This window comes from Amycolatopsis sp. NPDC004625 (assembly GCF_040609695.1).
Classification (GTDB): Bacteria; Actinomycetota; Actinomycetes; order Mycobacteriales; family Pseudonocardiaceae; genus Amycolatopsis.
Window position 1 is genome coordinate 222723 of the sequence record NZ_JBEXKX010000005.1, and the last position, 16539, is coordinate 239261.

Consider the following 16539-nt stretch of genomic DNA (forward strand, 5'->3'; position numbering starts at 1 on the left):
CGCTCCCGCGTGGTGTTTAATAAACAGTGTTAGAACACTGTTTCTCACTCACGACCAGCCGCGGCAGACTCAGTAGCTGCGGGGGGTCCAGACGATGCCGTTTTCGGCGCGGGTGCGGGACGAGCCCACGATCAGCAGGCAGCGCATGTCCACTGTGGACGGGTCGAGGTCGCCGAGTGTGGTGATGCGGATGTCCTCCTCCGGGCCGCCCACGTCACGCGCCACCACGACCGGGGTCGAAGCAGCGCGGTGGCGGAGCAGCACGGCACGGGCGTCCGCGAGCTGGGTCGTCCGGGTCCGGGACGCCGGGTTGTACAGCGCCAGCACCAGGTCCGCCGCGCCCGCCGCGTCGAGGCGCTTTTCGATGATCTCCCACGGCTTCAGCCGATCCGACAGCGAGAGCACGCAGTAGTCGTGCCCCAGCGGCGCTCCCACCCGGGACGCCGCCGCCTGGGCCGCCGTCACACCGGGCACGATCCGGACGCGGACGCCCGTGCCGTGGCCCGCGGACACCTGCTCCAGCACCGCCGACGCCATCGCGAACACCCCCGGGTCCCCCGAGGACACGACCGCGACCCGGGCGCCGGAAGCAGCCAGGTCCAGCGCCTCGCGCGCCCGGTCCGCCTCGACCCGGTTGCCCGACGCGTGCCGCTGCTGGCCCGCCTTCTGCGGCACCCGCGCCACGTACGGCCCGTACCCGACGACGTGCTCGGCGGCCGAAAGTTCCGCAGCCGCTTCGGGCGTCAGCCACTCCGGACCCGCCGGGCCGAGGCCCACGACGACGACTTCGCCGCCCGCAGAAGGCGCGGGAACCGAGGCCGCGGGCGAAACCCGGGACGCATAACCCGGCGAAGGCAGCAGCGCCAGGGAGAAGTACGGCACCGTGGCGGGATCCACCGAACCCAGGGGCTCGATCCGCTGCTGCCCCCAGGTCGCGCGCTCGACGTACACGGCGTCGTCCAGCTTCCCGGCCTCCGCGAAGGCCTCGCGCACCGACGAGAACGTCCGGCCCAGCTTCAGGACCGCCGCCGCGTCGGTGTCCGCCAGGCGGCGGGCCAGCTCCGGGGCCGGGAGGGTGCCTGGGAGCACCGTCAGGACCTCGTCGCGCTGGACCAGCGGGCGGCCGACGACCGACGACGCCGCGCTCACCGACGTCACGCCGGGGACGACCACCGTCCCGAAGCGGTCGGCCAGCCGTTCGTGCATGTACATGTACGAGCCGTAGAAGAACGGGTCGCCTTCGCAGAGCAGGACCACGTCACGGCCCGCGTCGAGGTGCTCGGCCAGCCGCTTCGCGCTCAATTCGTAGAAGTCGGCGATCGCGCCTTCGTAACCGCCCGGGTGGTCGGTCGTCTCCGTCGTGACCGGGTAGACGAGCTTCTCCTCGATCTGCCCCTCGCGCAGGTACGGCTCCGCGACCGACCGCGCGATGCTGCGCCCGTGCCGCGCGCAGTGGTAGGCGATCACCGCCGCCTCGGAAATCAGGCGCGCTGCCTTGACCGTCATCAGTTCCGGGTCGCCGGGGCCGAGCCCGACGCCGTACAGCGTGCCGGTCATTCTTCGGCGCTCGCGAGTGCGTTGATCGCCGCGACGGCCATCGCGCTGCCACCCCGGCGCCCGTGTACCACCAGGTAGGGCGCGGGCGCCCGCTGGGCGAGCTCCACTTTGGACTCGGCCGCGCCGACGAACCCGACCGGGACGCCGATGATCGCCGCGGGCGCGCCGACGCCTTCGTCGAGGATCTCCAGCAGGCGGAACAGCGCCGTCGGCGCGTTGCCGATCGCCACCACCGAGCCGGGCAGCTTGTCGCGCCACAGTTCCAGCGCCGCCGCCGACCGCGTGGTGCCCATGCGCTCGGCGAGACCGGGCACCGAAGGGTCCGAAAGCGTGCAGAGCACCTCGTTGGCCGCGGGCAGCCGACGCCGGGTGACGCCGCTGGCGATCATCTGCGCGTCGCACAGGATCGGCGCGCCGGCTTCCAGCGCCGCGCGGCCCGACTCGACGACGTCGAGCGTGTAGCGCAGGTCGTCGACCAGATCGACCATGCCGCAGGCGTGGATCATCCGGACCGCGCATCCGGCCACGTCGTCGGGCAGGATCGCCAGGTCCGCCTCCTCGCGGATCGTGGCGAACGAGTGCCGGTAGATCTCGGCACCGTCCCGCAGGTAGTCGATCACAGATTTCCCTTCAGCTCGTCGAGCGGCACCCAGCGGCCGTCGATGCGGTAGCCCCCCGCTTCGGCGACAACGTCCACATGGGACTGCGACGGCTTCCCGCACCGCCGTTCGCAGCCCGAGAAGTGCGCGCGCAGGCCCGGCCGGAATACCGCGTCGGCCCGGACGTCGGCGCGCGACTTCGCGCAGCCCGGCCGGCCGATGCACGCGGTCGTCCCCCAGGCGGACTCGCCGAAGCCCAGCCGCGCGAAGACGTCGGCGGGCACGTCCGGCAGGACCACGGACTTCCACGGCGTGACCAGCACCGTCCCGAACTCCGCCAGGGCCCGCGCTTGCGCCGCGGACAGCTGCCCGAAGCGCGGCACAACCCCGGCGGCGAAGCCACCGTCCCGCTCGATCAGCCCCGCCGGGACTTCGAGCGAGGTCCGCGAAACCGGCGTCCCGCGCCAGGCCGGGTCGTCGAGTTCGGCGACGCGCCAGGCGGACCCGCGCGCCCGGCCGAACGCCAGCGCGACCTCGGCCAGCACCGCGACGGCGTCGGCGCGAGCCACCCGCCGTCCCGTGTCGCCGCCCGCGAACAGCAGCGTGCCCTCGGAGGGGCCCACCGCGAGCCAGCAGACGTCGGCGCCTTCGCCGGCGACGTCACCGCGGCCGTCGTCGAAGGCGAACAGGAACCGCCCGGGCAGCGACGCCAGTTCCGGCGTCGCGCACAGCACCTCGTCCAGCGCAGCCGCCAGGCCGCGGACGTCGGCGAGACCGCCGCGCACCCCGCTCAACGGCGACGCGAGGACGTTCCGGACCCGCTCGTGCGACGGCGACGGCAGCAGGCCGGCGTCGGTCAGCCGCGCGGCGAGGCCGGGCCGGGTGACGCCGCGCAGCTGGACGTTGCCGCGCGAGGTGAGGTGGAGGTCGCCGTCTCCGCACGCTTCGGCCGCTTCGGCCAGCGCGTGCAGCTGCGCTGCGGAAATCGTGCCGCCGGGCAGGCGCACCCGCGCGAGTGGGCCGTCGGCGGCGTCGTGGGGTGCGAAAACACCGGGGCACGCGTCGGCTCGCACACGTGCTGGGGTCGGCATGAGGTCACTGTAGCTGGCGGTTTTCCGGCTCTCGCGGCTCCGGACGCGGCCGGAGCCGGGCCGTTCCGGCGTCCAGGTCCACGTCACGCCGGGGTGGCGCGCCGTCGGCGTCCTGCTCGACGAGCATCGACACCGTTTCCCGGTGTTCCAGCTCACGCCGCTTGGTCCCGTAGAGGAACGCGGTGGTCTCTTCCAGGTAGGTCGAGGACAGCCGCGCCTTGAAGCGCGAGCCGTCCCTGCGCGGGCGCAGCTCGATCGCCGCCATGACCAGCAGGATCACCACGCCGCCCGGGAGGGCCAGGCCCAGCCAAGTTCCCATGCCCGGCGAACCGGGTGACCGGCGGTCAAGTTCCCGGCGCAGCAGAAGTCTCATTGAATGTAGTAGATGTGCTACATTCGATCGCATCAGTCAGATGGGGGTAACCGAGATGAGAGATCCTGACGATCCCGTCGTCCGCGTGCGCGGGCTGCGGATGCGGTACGGCGCGAACGACGTGCTCCACGGCGTCGAATTCGAGGCGTACCGCGGGGAGGTCGTCGGCCTGCTCGGGCCGAACGGCGCGGGCAAGACGACGACGATCGAGATCCTCGAGGGCTTCCGCATGCGATCGGCCGGCGAGGTGAGCGTGCTGGGCACCGACCCGGCACACGGCGGCGAGGACTGGCGGGCACGCCTGGGGGTCGTGCTCCAGTCCTGGCGGGACCACGGGAAGTGGCGCGTCCGCGAGCTGCTCGGCCACCTCGGCCGGTACTACGGGCCGTACTCGACGGCGTCGCACCCGCGGCCGTGGGACACCGACGAACTGATCGAAACGGTCGGGCTCACCGAGCACGCGCACAAGAAGCTCAAGCAGCTCTCCGGCGGCCAGCGGCGGCGGCTCGACGTCGCGATCGGCATCGTCGGCCGGCCCGAGGTGCTGTTCCTCGACGAGCCGACCGCGGGCTTCGACCCCGAGGCCCGGCGCGAGTTCCACGACCTGGTGCACCGGCTGTCCGACGAGCTGGACACCACGATCCTGCTGACCACGCACGACCTCGACGAGGCCGAGAAGCTGGCCGACCGGATCCTCGTCCTCAACGGCGGCCGGATCATCGCCGACGGCTCGGCCGACGAGCTCAGCCGGCGGATCTCCGGGGAGGCCGAGGTCCGCTGGAGCGTCGGCGGGCAGCGGTTCGTCCACTTGACGACCGAAGCGACGAAGTACGTGTACGACCTGTTCAAGCAGCACGGCGACGCCGTCGAAGACCTCGAAGTCCGGCGGGCGTCGCTGGAGGACACCTACATGACGCTGGTCCGCCGCGCGGAGACCGGCGGCGAAACGGAGCTCGGCCTCCAGGAAGCGGGTGCGCGATGAACCCCGTCGCGCTGCGGGCCGGGCTGGCCCGCGGCTGGATCGAGTTCAAGCAGACGTGGACCAACCTCGACGACGTGATCGGCCAGGTCGTCTTCGTCCTGCTCTTCCTCGGTACGTTGTTCTTCATGCGCAACGCCACGCTGCCCGGCACGTCGTTCTCGCTCGGCGCGGCGACCGTGCCCGGCGTGCTCGGCGCCGGCATCGTGTTCCAGGGCCTGACCGGCGCGGCCGGCTACCTGGCCGTCGACCGCGAGGACGGCACGCTCCTGCGGGCGAAGGCGACGCCGAACGGGATGCTCGGCTACCTGGTCGGGAAGACGACGGCGCTGTCGCTCGCCCAGCTCGCGGCCATGGCCGCGGTCCTGGTGCCGTGCCTGTTCGCCTTCTCCGCGCTGGCTCCCGACGGCGTCTGGTCGTACCTGCACCTGCTCGGGGTGCTGGTGATCGGCATGGCCGCGACGATGCCGATCGGCGCGGCGCTGGGGTCGCTGGCCACCAGCCCGCGGGCGATCGGGCTGATCACCCTGCCGGTCATGGGCATGGGCGCGATCTCGGGCATCTTCTACCCGATCACGGCGCTGCCGGGCTGGCTCCAGGACGTCGCGCAGGTGTTCCCGATGTACTGGCTGGGCCTCGGGATGCGCTCGGCACTGCTGCCGGACGCCGCCGTCGTCGTCGAGATCGGCCAGTCGTGGCGGCCGGTGGCGACGGTCGCGGTGCTCCTCGCCTGGGCGGTGCTCGGCTTCGCGCTGGCCCCGGTCCTGCTCCGCCGCATGGCGCGGCGCGAGGCGGGCTCGTCGGTGGCGCAGCGGCGGCAGAAGGCCATGCAGCGTGTGGGGTAGTGATGAGTGAGGTCGTCTACAACCGGATCGCGATGCTGCGCGCGGAGCGGTCCATTTCGCGGCGGCAGCTGGCCGAGGCGCTCGGCGTGCACTACCAGACGATCGGCTACCTGGAGCGCGGCGAGTACAGCCCTTCGCTGTACCTGGCGCTGCGGATCGCGGACTTCTTCGAGGTGTCCGTCGAGGTGCTGTTCTCGACGAAGCCGTTCCCGCGGCTGGGCGAGCGGTCCGCCTAGGGTTTGCGCAGGTCGGCTTCGGCGAGCGCGTCGACGACGGCGTCGCGGCGGGTCTCGCGGGTGGTCCGGTTGAGCTCGACGTGCAGGAACGGCGTCCCGGCGGCGGCCTGGCTCTGGACGTTCGTCGTCCCGGCCAGGCCGCGGCAGGGCTCGGCCCAGGCCCGGCAGACGCGGAACCCGGCGGCTTCGAGCCGGTCCGCCGCGCGGCGGGCCGCGTCCCCGACGTCCGCCGCCCCGGCCGAGAGCACGACGTCGGCTCCGGGCAGGGTGCGGTCGTTGAAGCCGTGCAGCTGGACCTGCGGCAGGCCGCGCCGGGCCAGCAGCGTGGTGACGACGTGGAAGACGGTCCGCGGGTCGTGCGCGGGATCCTCCCGCCGCCGGTGAGCGCCGTTGACCGCGAGGACGGCACCCGGCGTCCGCCGGTACAGGGCCAGGCCGACCAGCTCGGTCCGCAGGTCGGAGGCGGCGTGCGGCACCTCGACGACCAGGGACGGCGGCGCGGATCTGTCGATCGCGTAGAGCCCCCAGGCGCGTTCGGTACCGGGTTCCTGGACGATCGCGTCGCCGTCGGCGGAAAAGCCCAGGTCGGCGAGGCGGTGGGGCCGGCCGTCGAGCAGGGCGGCGAAGCCGGTCCGGGCGGTTTCGAGCTCGGCGGCCGTCGGGCGGCGGTACGGCTGCCGGGTCGACTGCGCGGCGGTGAAGCTCCGGAGAAGGGATTCCAAGCCGTCAGGTTACCCGGGGCAACGTCACCTTGACGCGCCTCGACCGGCACCGGAGAGTGGGTGCGATACCCACGCGTCGGCAGGTGGAGGAACCCGGTGAGAGTCCGGGGCGGTCCCGCCACTGTCATCGGGGAGCGATCCCCGGGAGCCAGGAACTCCGGCCGGCGCGCCCGTCGACCCGGGGCGCGGACCCCGAGGAGGAACCTCGTGATCCTGCTTCTGTCCACTTCGGACACCGACCTGCTCAGCGCCCGGTCGAGCGACCGGGAGTACCGGCTCGGCAACCCCGCCCGGCTCGACGTCGCCGAGCTGCCGGGCCTGCTCGACGGCGTGCGCATCGTGATCGCGCGGATCCTCGGCACCCCGCGCAGCTGGCAGGACGGCCTCGACACGCTGCGGGCGTCGGGCGCGCACGTCGTCGTCCTCGGTGGGGAGCAGACGCCGGACGCCGAGCTGATGAAGCTCTCCACCGTCCCGGCCGGCATCGCCGCCGAGGCCCACGCCTACCTCGCGCAGGGCGGCCCGGCCAACCTCACCCAGCTGCACCGGTTCCTCTCCGACACGCTGCTGCTCACCGGCGACGGCTTCGAGCCGCCCGCTCGGCAGCCCGCGTGGGGCGTCCTCGATCGGCCCGTCACCAGCAACGACGGCCCGGTCATCGGGATCCTGTACTACCGCGCGCACCACCTGTCCGGGAACACCGCGTTCGTGCACGCCCTCGCCGACGAGATCGAAGCCGCCGGCGGGCGCGCGTTGCCGATCCACTGCGCGTCGCTGCGTACGCGCGAGCCCGAGATGATGGCCGAGCTGGGGTCCGTGGACTCCCTGCTGGTCACGGTGCTCGCGGCCGGTGGCACGCGGCCGTCCGAGGTCGGCGCGGGCGGGGACGACGAGGCCTGGGACGTCGCCGAGATGGCCGCGCTCGACGTCCCGATCCTGCAGGCGCTGTGCCTGACCAGCGACCGCGAGACGTGGGCAGCCAACGACGATGGCCTTTCGCCGCTCGACGCCGGGAACCAGATGGCCGTCCCGGAGTTCGACGGGCGGCTCATCACGGTGCCGTTCTCGTTCAAGGAGCTCGACGAGGACGGCCTCCCCCGGTACGTGCCGGACGCCGAACGCGCGTCCCGCGTCGCCCGCATCGCGCTGGCGCACGCCCGGCTGCGGCACACGCCCACGTCGGAACGCCGCATCGCGCTGATGCTGTCCGCGTACCCGACGAAGCACTCTCGCGTCGGCAACGCGGTCGGCCTGGACACGCCCGCGTCGGCCGTCGAGCTGCTGCGGCGGATGCGCGACCTGGGCTACGACCTGGGGCCGGACGCCTTCCCGGGCGTCGACCCGACCGGCACCGACCAGCCCGACGGCGACGCGCTGATCCACGCGCTGATCGCCGCCGGCGGACAGGACCCGGAGTGGCTGACCGAGGAGCAGCTGGCCGGGAACCCGATCCGCGTCCCGGCCGCGCGGTACCAGGAGTGGTTCGACGCGCTCCCGGCCGAGCTGCGCGAGGGCGTCGAGGAGCACTGGGGCCCGGCGCCGGGCGAGCTGTACGTCGACAACGGCGACATCGTGCTGGCGTCGCTGCAGAGCGGCAACGTCATCATCATGATCCAGCCGCCGCGCGGGTTCGGCGAGAACCCGGTCGCGATCTACCACAACCCGGACCTGCCGCCGAGCCACCACTACCTGGCCGCCTACCGGTGGCTGGAGGAGGAGTACGGCGCGCACGCCGTCGTCCACCTGGGCAAGCACGGGTCCCTGGAGTGGCTGCCGGGCAAGACCGCAGGCCTTTCGGCGTCCTGCGCGCCGGACGCCGTGCTCGGGAACCTGCCGCTGGTGTACCCGTTCCTGATCAACGACCCCGGCGAAGGCGCGCAGGCCAAGCGGCGGGCGCACGCCACGATCGTCGACCACCTGATCCCGCCGATGGCGCGCGCGGAGTCCTACGGCGACATGGCGCGGCTGGAGCAGCTGCTCGACGAGCACGCGAACATCGCGGCGATGGACCCGGCGAAGCTGCCGGCCGTGCGCCAGCAGATCTGGACGCTGATCCAGGCCGCGAAGCTGGACCACGACCTCGGCGTCGAGGAACGCCCGCACGACGCGGAGTTCGACGACTTCCTGCTGCACATCGACGGCTGGCTCTGCGAGGTCAAGGACGCGCAGATCCGCGACGGGCTGCACATCCTCGGTGCGGCGCCGACCGGCGAGGCGCGCGTCAACCTGGTACTGGCGATGCTGCGCGCGTCGCAGATGTGGGGCGGCAAGCAGGGCGCGGTGCCGGGTCTGCGGTCGGCACTGGGGCTCAAGGAAGACGCCCCGATGTCCGAAGTGGACGCGGTCGAGAAGACGGCACGCGAGCTCGTCCAGACGATGGAAATGCGGGGCTGGGACGCGACCGCCGTCGAGTCGGTCGCCCCGGACGCGCAGGTGGCGAAGGTGCTTTCGTTCGCGGCCACGGAAATCGTGCCCCGGCTGGCGGGGACGACCGCCGAACTGGACGCCGTGCTGCACGCCCTCGACGGCGGGTACATCCCAGCGGGGCCGAGCGGGTCGCCGTTGCGCGGGCTGGTCAACGTGCTGCCGACCGGGCGGAACTTCTACACCGTCGACCCGAAGGCCATCCCGAGCCGGCTGGCCTGGGAAACCGGGCAGGCGCTGGCGGACTCGCTGCTGAAGCGCTATCGCGAGGACACCGGCGACTGGCCGCGGTCGGTCGGGCTCTCGGTGTGGGGCACGTCGGCGATGCGGACGTCCGGCGACGACGCGGCGGAAGTCCTGGCGCTGCTGGGCGTCCAGCCGGTGTGGGACGAGGCGTCCCGGCGCGTCACCGGCATCGAGGCGATCCCCCTGGAGGAGCTGGGCCGGCCGCGGATCGACGTCACGATCCGGATCAGCGGCTTCTTCCGGGACGCTTTCCCGCACGTGATCACGTTGATGGACGACGCCGTACGGCTGGTGGCCGCTTTGGACGAACCAGCCGAGGAGAACTTCGTCCGGGCACACGTCTCCGCGGATTTGGCCGCGCACGGCGATTCCCGGCGCGCGACGACCCGGATCTTCGGGTCGAAGCCGGGCGCGTACGGCGCGGGCCTGCTGCCGCTGATGGACAGCGGGAACTGGCGCGACGACAAGGACCTCGCGGAGGTGTACGCGGTGTGGGGCGGCTTCGCGTACGGCCGTGACCTGGACGGCCGCCCGGCGCGCGAGGACATGGAGAGTTCGTACAAGCGGATCGTGGTGGCAGCGAAGAACACCGACACGCGCGAGCACGACATCGCCGACTCCGACGACTACTTCCAGTACCACGGCGGGATGATCGCGACGGTCCGCGCCCTGACCGGCTCGGCCCCGGCGTCCTACGTGGGCGACAGCACCTCCCCGGACGCGGTCCGCACGCGGACCTTGGGCGAGGAGACGGCCCGGGTGTTCCGCGCCCGCGTGGTGAACCCGCGGTGGCTGGCGGCGATGCGGCGGCACGGCTACAAGGGCGCGTTCGAGCTGGCGGCGACGGTGGACTACCTGTTCGGCTTCGACGCCACGGCGGGTGTCGTCGGCGACTGGATGTACGAGAAGCTGACCGAGTCGTACGTGCTGGACGAGGTGAACCAGGAGTTCCTGCGGCAGGCCAATCCGTGGGCGTTGCGCGGGATCGTGGAGCGGCTGAACGAGGCGGCGGACCGGGGGCTGTGGGAGGAGCCGGATCCGGACCTGCTGGCGAAGATGCGCGAGGTGTACCTGTCGCTGGAGGGCGACCTCGAGTCGGAGTGAGGCTGCAGCCGGCGGGAAAGAGGGCCGCGGGTCTCCCCCGCGGCCCTCTTCGGCCTTGCTCAGGTGGCGGTGTGCTCAGTTGTGGACCGTGTTGCAGGCACCTTCGTGGCCGCCGCCGACGTAAGCCGTGGCGCAGTAGTACCCGGCGGTGACGTAGTCCTGGGGCCACCAGTACCAGTAGTGGTGGCCCGCGCTCGCGGTGAACCAGCCGCTGTCGGTGATGACGCCGCCGGGCCCGTTGATCTGCAGGTCGATACCGCCCGCACGGCTGATGTAGGTGTCGTTTTCCATGTGGTCGACGTAAAGCCCGCTGCCCTGGATGGTGAGGCAGACGCTGGGGTTGGAACCGGCGCAGCCGTGGGACGAAAACGGTCTCACGCCCGCCGGCTGACGCGGTGCGGCGCCCTCGAAGACTTCGAGCGTCCCGCCGGCCGTGGCGACTCGCTTGACGAGCACCGCACCGTCGGCGGCCTCCTGGCCCGGGCGGGCCTGCACCGCGGTGGCGGCGTTCGCGTTCCCGAACGTCGCCCCGGTCAGGGCGAGCGCGGCGATGCCGATGGCGGCCGCGGCCCGGCGTGCGAACACGGAAATGTTCTTCATTGACTCCCCAAATTTCTCGGCAGAAGATCGGCTCGTGTCGGCCGACATCCGTCAGCGTTTCAGCGCCCGGTTCCCGGCCGGTACCTCGCCGATACCCCGCCGGTACCCTGCGGCCTGCCCGAACGCGGATCGGTGACGGCGGGCTGCTCCCGCGGCCGGCCGGCAGCCCGGACGGAGAACGCGACCCCGCCTCGTCGCAGCTCGTCCCGTGGACAAATTTCGGATATTCTGGCGCTTTTCGCCCACGGAATCCCCCGAACCGACCTTCGTGCCTTGACTTCGTCAATGGTCTAGTCCAATGATCTGTCCACCTCGATCCCCACCGGGAGGACAGATCATGCGCAGGAGCAGACTGGCCGCCGCCGGGCTCGCCGCCGCCACCTTTGCCGCCACCGCCGTCAGCCTCGTGCTCGGCGCACCGTCGGCGACCGCGGCGTTGAGCAACAACTGGTACGCCGCGGCGCCGTACCTGATGCCCCAGAGCAACAACCCGCCCGACCCGGTCACCGTGATGAACGCGACCGGGCTCAAGGCCTTCCAGCTCGCGTTCATCCTCGCCCCGAACGGCGGCGGCTGCAGCCCGACCTGGGACGGCACGTCGGCGGTCTCCTCCGACACGGCGGTCGCGAACGTCATCTCGCGGATCCGCGGCGCGGGCGGCGACGTCTCGGTGTCCGTCGGCGGGTACGGCGGCACGAAACTCGGCCAGACCTGCGGCACGGTGGCCGCGACCGCCGCCGCCTACCAGCAGGTCATCACGAAGTACTCGCTCAAGGCGATCGACTTCGACCTCGAAGAACCCGAGTACGAAAACACCGCGGCGATCGCGAACGAACTCGGCGCGGCGAAGACGCTGCAGGCCGCCAACCCCGGCCTGTTCGTGTCGGTGACCATGCCGGGCACCGCGGCCGGCACCGGCTGGTTCGGCACGCAGCTGCTCGACCAGGCGAAGTCGATCGGCTTCACGCCGAACAACTTCTCGATCATGCCGTTCGACGGCGGCTTCAACGGCGGCTCGTCGCAGGTGTCGGCGCTGGAGGCGCTGCACGGCCTGCTCATGTCGCACATGGGCTGGGACAGCGCGACCGCGTACTCGCACGAGGGCTTCTCGGGCATGAACGGCAAGTCCGACGCGGCGGAGATGTTCTACACCTCGGACTTCCAGACGGTGTACGACTACGCGACCAGCCACGGTCTCGGCCGCTTCACGTTCTGGTCGGTCAACCGCGACCGCGCGTGCGTCGGCACCACGGACAACGGCGTCTGCAGCAACGTCCCGCAGAACGACTGGGACTTCACGAAGTTCAGCGTCCGGTTCGCCGGCGCGACCCCGCCGCAGACGACGCCGCCGGTGACGACGACCCCGACCACCCCGGGCGGCGGCACCTGCACCGCGGCGGAGTGGGACCGGACGAAGGTCTACGTCAAGGACAACGTCGTCTCGCACAACAGCCACAAGTGGACGGCCAAGTGGTGGACGCAGGGCGAAGAGCCCGGCACCACCGGCGAGTGGGGCGTCTGGCAGGACAACGGCGCCTGCTGAGGTTCAGAAGGTGAGGTGGGTGTTCTCGCGCTGGACCTCTGGCGTCAGCGCGGGAACCTCCACGACGTGCCGCCCGGCTTCGCGCAGCAGCTCGGTCCCCCGGGCGTCGACGAAGACGGGCGGCTCGCGCCACGCGAAGACGACCCGCGGGATCCCGGCGTCGAGGACCAGCCGGGTGCAGCTGCGCGGGTGCGAACTGCGGTGGCTGCACGGTTCCAGTGAGCTGTAGATGGTCGCGCCGGCCAGGCGCGGGTCGCCGGTGCACTTGGCGAGGGCGGCCTCCTCGGCGTGGTTGGCGGGGTCGCCTTCACCGGAGTGCCCGGTGGCGACGACCTCGCCGTCGGCGTCGGTGATCACGGCCCCGACCCGGAAGGTGTGGCTGGGCGGGCACAGCGCGGCGAGCGCGATGGCCTCCTTGAGGCGCTGGACGTCCCGGCCGGTCGGTTCGGCGGCGGCGCGGTATTCGAGGATCGCCATGCCCTGCAGTTCCTTCGCGCTGGCGAGGGTCAGGGGCCGCGGGTAGAGGCCGGGCCCGACGAACCGCGGCGCGTCCGGCTGCCCGACGAAGAACGGCGCGATCGCGAGCCGCAGTTCGTCGGCGAGCCCTTCGGTGAGGAACCGGGTGTGGATCCCACCGCCGCCCTCGACCAGCAGGGTGCCGATCCCGCGCGCCCCGAGGTCGTCGAGCACGCAGCCGAAGTCGGGCGGGTCCCCGGCGTCGACGACGGTGGCGACGTGCTTCAGCGCGTCGGCGGCCCCGGGTGGCGCGTAGACGATCTTTTCGGTGTCCCCGACGGTGAAGAACTGCGCGTCCGGGTCGAGGCCGCGGGTGGTGACGGTGACTTTGACGGGTTGTTCGGGCTTGCCCCGCGCCAGCCTGTCCCGCCGCAGCTGCGGGGACCGGACGAGCAGCCGCGGGTTGTCGGCCCGGACGGTCCCGGCCCCGACGAAGACGGCATCGGCCTCGGCACGCAACCTGTCCACGACGGCGAAGTCGTCCTCAGTGGACAGCACCAGCCGTTCGGGTGAGGTGTCGTCGAGGAAGCCGTCGAGCGACTGCGCGGCGGACAGCAGGACGTGCGGCCGGGAGATCACCGGACCCAGTATGCCGTAACGCCGCGGCCGATCCGGGCGTCCTACGACGTATCCCTGTCGAGCCCATCCCCCGGAGCTTTCTGAACATGACGACGCGAGGCTGGTACAAGGAGCGGACGCTCACGACGGTCGACACGGTCGGCCGGGAGGTGTCGGTGACCACCGGACTCACCCGCGACCCCGAAGGCCGCCTGGTCGCGGCCATCGCGATCAGCGACGGCCCGACGGCCATCTACCGCTACGCCGGCGACCCCGGAGAGGGCACCGAGCTGGTGACCAACGCGGCGGACACGGTGAAGGAGCTGCGAAAACTCGCCGACTTGCCACCGACGCGGTGATCGGTCTGTGCCGGGCCGCGGCTTTGCGGAAGCTCGCCGTTCTATCGCCGACGCCGTGATCGGTCTGTGCCGGGCCGCGGCGTTCTGGCTGCGGCCCGGCCTACCGGCAGCTTCTGGCCGCCGGCCGCGCCGCAGGCGGTCAGGCCGGCAGAACCGCGTACTGGCGGACGTAGAGGTCCGTGTACGTCACCGGGCCGCGGGGGCCGGGGACCTTGTCGAGGTTGATGCCGGTTTCCGGGACGGCGAGCAGCTTGAAGCCGTCGAGGAGGCGGGTCGGGGCGTTCCAGAAGACGCCGGTTCCGGTGTAGCCGTCGAAGAACGCGTCGGCGGCGGACTCGTCCTCGGTGGCGATGCCGGCGGCGAGGCCCGAGGTCTGCTCGTTGGCGATCTGGACGGCGTCGGCGAGCGAGCCGACCTTGGCCACCGTGACGGTCGCCTCGCGGTCGGAGTCCAGGGCCCACTCGTACCCGATGGGGTGCTCGTGCGGCGCGAGCGAGGGCGTGACCCCGCGCTCGGCGAGCGCCTCCGAGAGCGCGGGCCAAGCCTCGTCGTGGAGGTCTTCGTGGATGAGCAGCAGGTTGAGCCGGTTGCAGACGCCCAGCCGGTCGAGGCTCGCGTGGACGAGGTCCCGGGTCTTGGTGACGTCCGCGCCGCGGTCGACGTAGAGGACACCGCCGCCGTCGGCGTGGGCGAGCGTGCGCACGCCGTGGACGGCCGCCTCGGTGGCGAGGGCCCGGGTGCTGTCGCCGCTGCCCCGCAGGATGACCAGCGGCACGAGGCCGGGCAGCCGCACGAGCGCGGACGCGGCCTCCCGTTCGACCCGCGGCACGAGCTGGATGCAGTCGGCGTCGATGCCCGCCTCGCTGAGCGCGGGGGCGATGACGACGTCACGCAGCCGCTGGGCCGACCCGAGCGCGGCGGAGCCGGTCCGCAGGACACCACCGTTGCGCGACTTGACCAGCTGCGACGCCACGTCGACGGTCACGTTCGGCCGAGCCTCGTAGTTCGCCCCGATGACCCCGACGGGCCGCCGCCGCTCGACGAGCCGCAGCCCGCCGTCCAGGGTGGACACGTCGACGGAGCGTTCCTGGTGCGGCGCGCCGGCGAGCAGCCGCAGCTGTTCGGCCATGCCGGTCAGCCGCTCGGGGGTGATGGTGAGCCGGTCGAGCAGGCCCGCGCTCATCCCGTCGGCCGTGGCCCGTTCGACGTCGGCCCGGTTCGCCTCGAGGATCGCGTCCCGGTGCGCGAGCAGCCGCTCGGCCATCCCGGTGAGAGCGGCGTCAACGGCTTCGGCACGGGCGGCAGCAAGCGACGGAGCGGCGAGCTTTGCCGCCCGCGCGCACGCTTCCACGGCCTTCGCGACCTCGTCCATCGTTCGTCTCCCTCCGCGCGGACCAGCGAGCGCCCAGTCTGCCGCATGCACCACCCCACCCCGGCGACGCCCCTGACGGCGGCCTCTTAGGTCGCGACCGGCTCCAGCAGCCACAGCCCGCCGGCGAAGAGGCAGCTGACCGTCGCCACGGCGAAGACGAGCACCCACAGCACCGGCGGGACCGCGGTGAGGCGGCCCAGCTGGTCGGCGTCGGAGTCGCGGGCCTGGCCGCGGCGCCGCTTGGCCTGCAGTTCGACCACCGGCCGGACGCCGCCGAAGAGCAGGAACCACGTCAGCAGGTAGCTGAACGGCGCCTGCACCTCGACCGGCGCGACGAACGCGACCAGCGCGAGCACCACCGCGCTCGCCACCACGGTGAACACCCCGTAGGCGTTGCGCACCAGCACGAGTACGCCGAGCAGCAGCAGCGCGATCAGGACGAGCACCGTGCCGACCAGGTCGGCGCCCAGCAGGCTGGCGAACAGCAGCCCGAGCACCGAGGGTGCGAGGTACCCGGCCATCGCGGTGAACGCCATGCCCGGCCCCTCGGGCTTGCCGCGCGAGACGGTGACGCCCGAGGTGTCCGAGTGCAGCTTGATGCCCTGCAGACGCCGTCCGACCAGCAGCGCGGCCAGCGCGTGCCCGGCTTCGTGCACCATCGTGACGACGTTGCGCGCCCGGCGCCACGGCGTCCCGCCGACGAGCACGACCAGGAGCGCCACCCCGCCGGCGACCAGGGTGATCACCGCGGGGGTCTGGGCCTGTTCGAGCAGGGAACCGGCCGGCGAGGTGCCGGCGGCGGCCGCACGGAGGGTTTCCCCGGCCGGGCCGCCGAGCGCGAGAGGAACGGGCGAGCTCACCCGAACACCTCACCACAGGCGACATCTGGCTACTGTGAGTCCCCACCGGTTGGTGGTTTGCGGGTTCCGGTATCGGTCGATGCGGGCTCCTCTCGTTTCGGTGGACTCGGCGTGGCGGGGTGGGTTCGGAGGCATCGGGTGGCCCCGACGGCCGGCCGCGGTTGGCTCGCGGTGGGGGTGGCTCGCCACGGGGGTGACCGCGCCGCAGGGCCGGCCGCCGCGGGTTGGCCCGCGCAGGGCTGGCCGCAGCTGGGTTGGCCCGCGCGGGGTTGGCTCGCCGCTGGGCTGGCTCGCCACGGGATTCGCCCGCCACAGGGGTGACCGCGCCGCAGGGCTGGCCGCCGCCGGGTTGGCCCGCGCGGGGTCGGCTCGCCGCCGGGCTGGCTCGCCCGGACGCCTGCGGGCGCGAGACGGGCCGATCGGCAGCGCTGCCGCCTGCGCCGCCGGCGGCGCAGGGGCCTCACCGAGCGAGCTGCGCTTCCCCGGCAGCCAGCGACAGGCAGTCCAGCCCCGACCGGGGCCTCCCCTCCCCGGGCAACCGGCCCCGGGCTCTCA

Annotated in this window: 15 protein-coding genes and 1 riboswitch; of the genes, 6 read left to right on the plus strand and 9 right to left on the minus strand. The window is 72.5% G+C overall.

Annotation, left to right across the window (positions count from 1 at the left end):
- Positions 1 to 69: 69 nt before the first annotated feature.
- The 4 genes from ABZW17_RS08050 to ABZW17_RS08065 are packed head-to-tail and all read right to left on the minus strand — an operon-like array spanning position 70 to position 3566.
- Positions 70 to 1557: a precorrin-2 C(20)-methyltransferase gene (locus ABZW17_RS08050; RefSeq protein WP_354810902.1), complete on the minus strand. Its 1488-nt coding sequence runs from the start codon at positions 1555 to 1557 to the stop codon at positions 70 to 72.
- Positions 1554 to 2177 (minus strand): precorrin-8X methylmutase, encoded by a 624-nt coding sequence (locus tag ABZW17_RS08055; protein ID WP_354810904.1) that lies wholly within the window; start codon positions 2175 to 2177, stop codon positions 1554 to 1556. Before ABZW17_RS08055 ends, ABZW17_RS08050 begins: the two co-directional genes overlap by 4 nt.
- Positions 2174 to 3247: a precorrin-3B synthase gene (locus ABZW17_RS08060; protein ID WP_354810906.1), complete on the minus strand. Its 1074-nt coding sequence runs from the start codon at positions 3245 to 3247 to the stop codon at positions 2174 to 2176. Before ABZW17_RS08060 ends, ABZW17_RS08055 begins: the two co-directional genes overlap by 4 nt.
- 4 nt (positions 3248 to 3251) lie before the next feature.
- Complete coding sequence (locus ABZW17_RS08065; RefSeq protein WP_354810908.1) at positions 3252 to 3566, minus strand: DUF6191 domain-containing protein; 315 nt, start codon at positions 3564 to 3566, stop codon at positions 3252 to 3254.
- Between the two features lie 109 nt (positions 3567 to 3675).
- On the opposite strand from ABZW17_RS08065, the gene ABZW17_RS08070 reads away from it, so the two are divergent.
- Genes ABZW17_RS08070 through ABZW17_RS08080 form a run of 3 tightly spaced genes read left to right on the plus strand, consistent with a single transcriptional unit; the run spans position 3676 to position 5680 of the window.
- A complete protein-coding gene (locus tag ABZW17_RS08070) occupies positions 3676 to 4602 on the plus strand; it encodes an ABC transporter ATP-binding protein (RefSeq protein WP_354810910.1) in 927 nt (308 codons plus the stop codon).
- Positions 4599 to 5444, plus strand: a complete 846-nt coding sequence (locus ABZW17_RS08075; protein ID WP_354810912.1) for an ABC transporter permease — start codon at positions 4599 to 4601, stop codon at positions 5442 to 5444. The genes ABZW17_RS08070 and ABZW17_RS08075 overlap by 4 nt, the downstream gene beginning before the upstream one ends.
- Positions 5445 to 5446: 2 nt before the next feature.
- Positions 5447 to 5680 carry a helix-turn-helix transcriptional regulator gene (locus tag ABZW17_RS08080; protein WP_354810914.1) on the plus strand — a complete coding sequence of 78 codons (234 nt, stop codon included), beginning with the start codon at positions 5447 to 5449 and terminating at the stop codon, positions 5678 to 5680.
- On the opposite strand, the gene ABZW17_RS08085 is transcribed toward ABZW17_RS08080, so the two are convergent.
- Complete coding sequence (locus tag ABZW17_RS08085) at positions 5677 to 6402, minus strand: hypothetical protein (RefSeq protein WP_354810916.1); 726 nt, start codon at positions 6400 to 6402, stop codon at positions 5677 to 5679. The two genes, ABZW17_RS08080 and ABZW17_RS08085, sit on opposite strands and share 4 nt — an antisense overlap.
- Positions 6403 to 6488: 86 nt before the next feature.
- Positions 6489 to 6560: riboswitch (cobalamin riboswitch) on the plus strand.
- A gap of 49 nt (positions 6561 to 6609) precedes the next feature.
- Here ABZW17_RS08085 and cobN point away from each other — a divergent pair.
- The gene (cobN, locus tag ABZW17_RS08090) at positions 6610 to 10176 is read left to right on the plus strand and encodes a cobaltochelatase subunit CobN (RefSeq protein ID WP_354810918.1); all 3567 of its coding nucleotides are present in this window, start codon (positions 6610 to 6612) and stop codon (positions 10174 to 10176) included.
- A gap of 75 nt (positions 10177 to 10251) precedes the next feature.
- Here the strand turns inward: cobN and ABZW17_RS08095 are convergent, their stop codons facing one another.
- A complete protein-coding gene (locus ABZW17_RS08095; RefSeq protein WP_354810920.1) occupies positions 10252 to 10776 on the minus strand; it encodes a hypothetical protein in 525 nt (174 codons plus the stop codon).
- A gap of 337 nt (positions 10777 to 11113) precedes the next feature.
- Between ABZW17_RS08095 and ABZW17_RS08100 the strand changes: the two genes are divergently transcribed.
- Positions 11114 to 12319: a chitinase gene (locus ABZW17_RS08100; RefSeq protein ID WP_354810922.1), complete on the plus strand. Its 1206-nt coding sequence runs from the start codon at positions 11114 to 11116 to the stop codon at positions 12317 to 12319.
- Positions 12320 to 12322: 3 nt separating this feature from the next.
- Here ABZW17_RS08100 and ABZW17_RS08105 read toward each other — a convergent pair whose 3' ends face one another.
- Complete coding sequence (locus tag ABZW17_RS08105; protein ID WP_354810924.1) at positions 12323 to 13414, minus strand: dihydrofolate reductase family protein; 1092 nt, start codon at positions 13412 to 13414, stop codon at positions 12323 to 12325.
- A gap of 86 nt (positions 13415 to 13500) precedes the next feature.
- On the opposite strand from ABZW17_RS08105, the gene ABZW17_RS08110 reads away from it, so the two are divergent.
- A complete protein-coding gene (locus ABZW17_RS08110; RefSeq protein WP_354810926.1) occupies positions 13501 to 13752 on the plus strand; it encodes a hypothetical protein in 252 nt (83 codons plus the stop codon).
- 139 nt (positions 13753 to 13891) lie between these two features.
- On the opposite strand, the gene ABZW17_RS08115 is transcribed toward ABZW17_RS08110, so the two are convergent.
- Together ABZW17_RS08115 and ABZW17_RS08120 are read right to left on the minus strand one after the other, a co-directional pair.
- Positions 13892 to 15124, minus strand: a complete 1233-nt coding sequence (locus ABZW17_RS08115; RefSeq protein WP_354810928.1) for an aldehyde dehydrogenase family protein — start codon at positions 15122 to 15124, stop codon at positions 13892 to 13894.
- Between the two features lie 86 nt (positions 15125 to 15210).
- Entirely contained in the window at positions 15211 to 15984 is a 774-nt protein-coding gene (locus ABZW17_RS08120; protein WP_354810930.1) for a M50 family metallopeptidase, read from the minus strand.
- Positions 15985 to 16539: the final 555 nt, after the last annotated feature.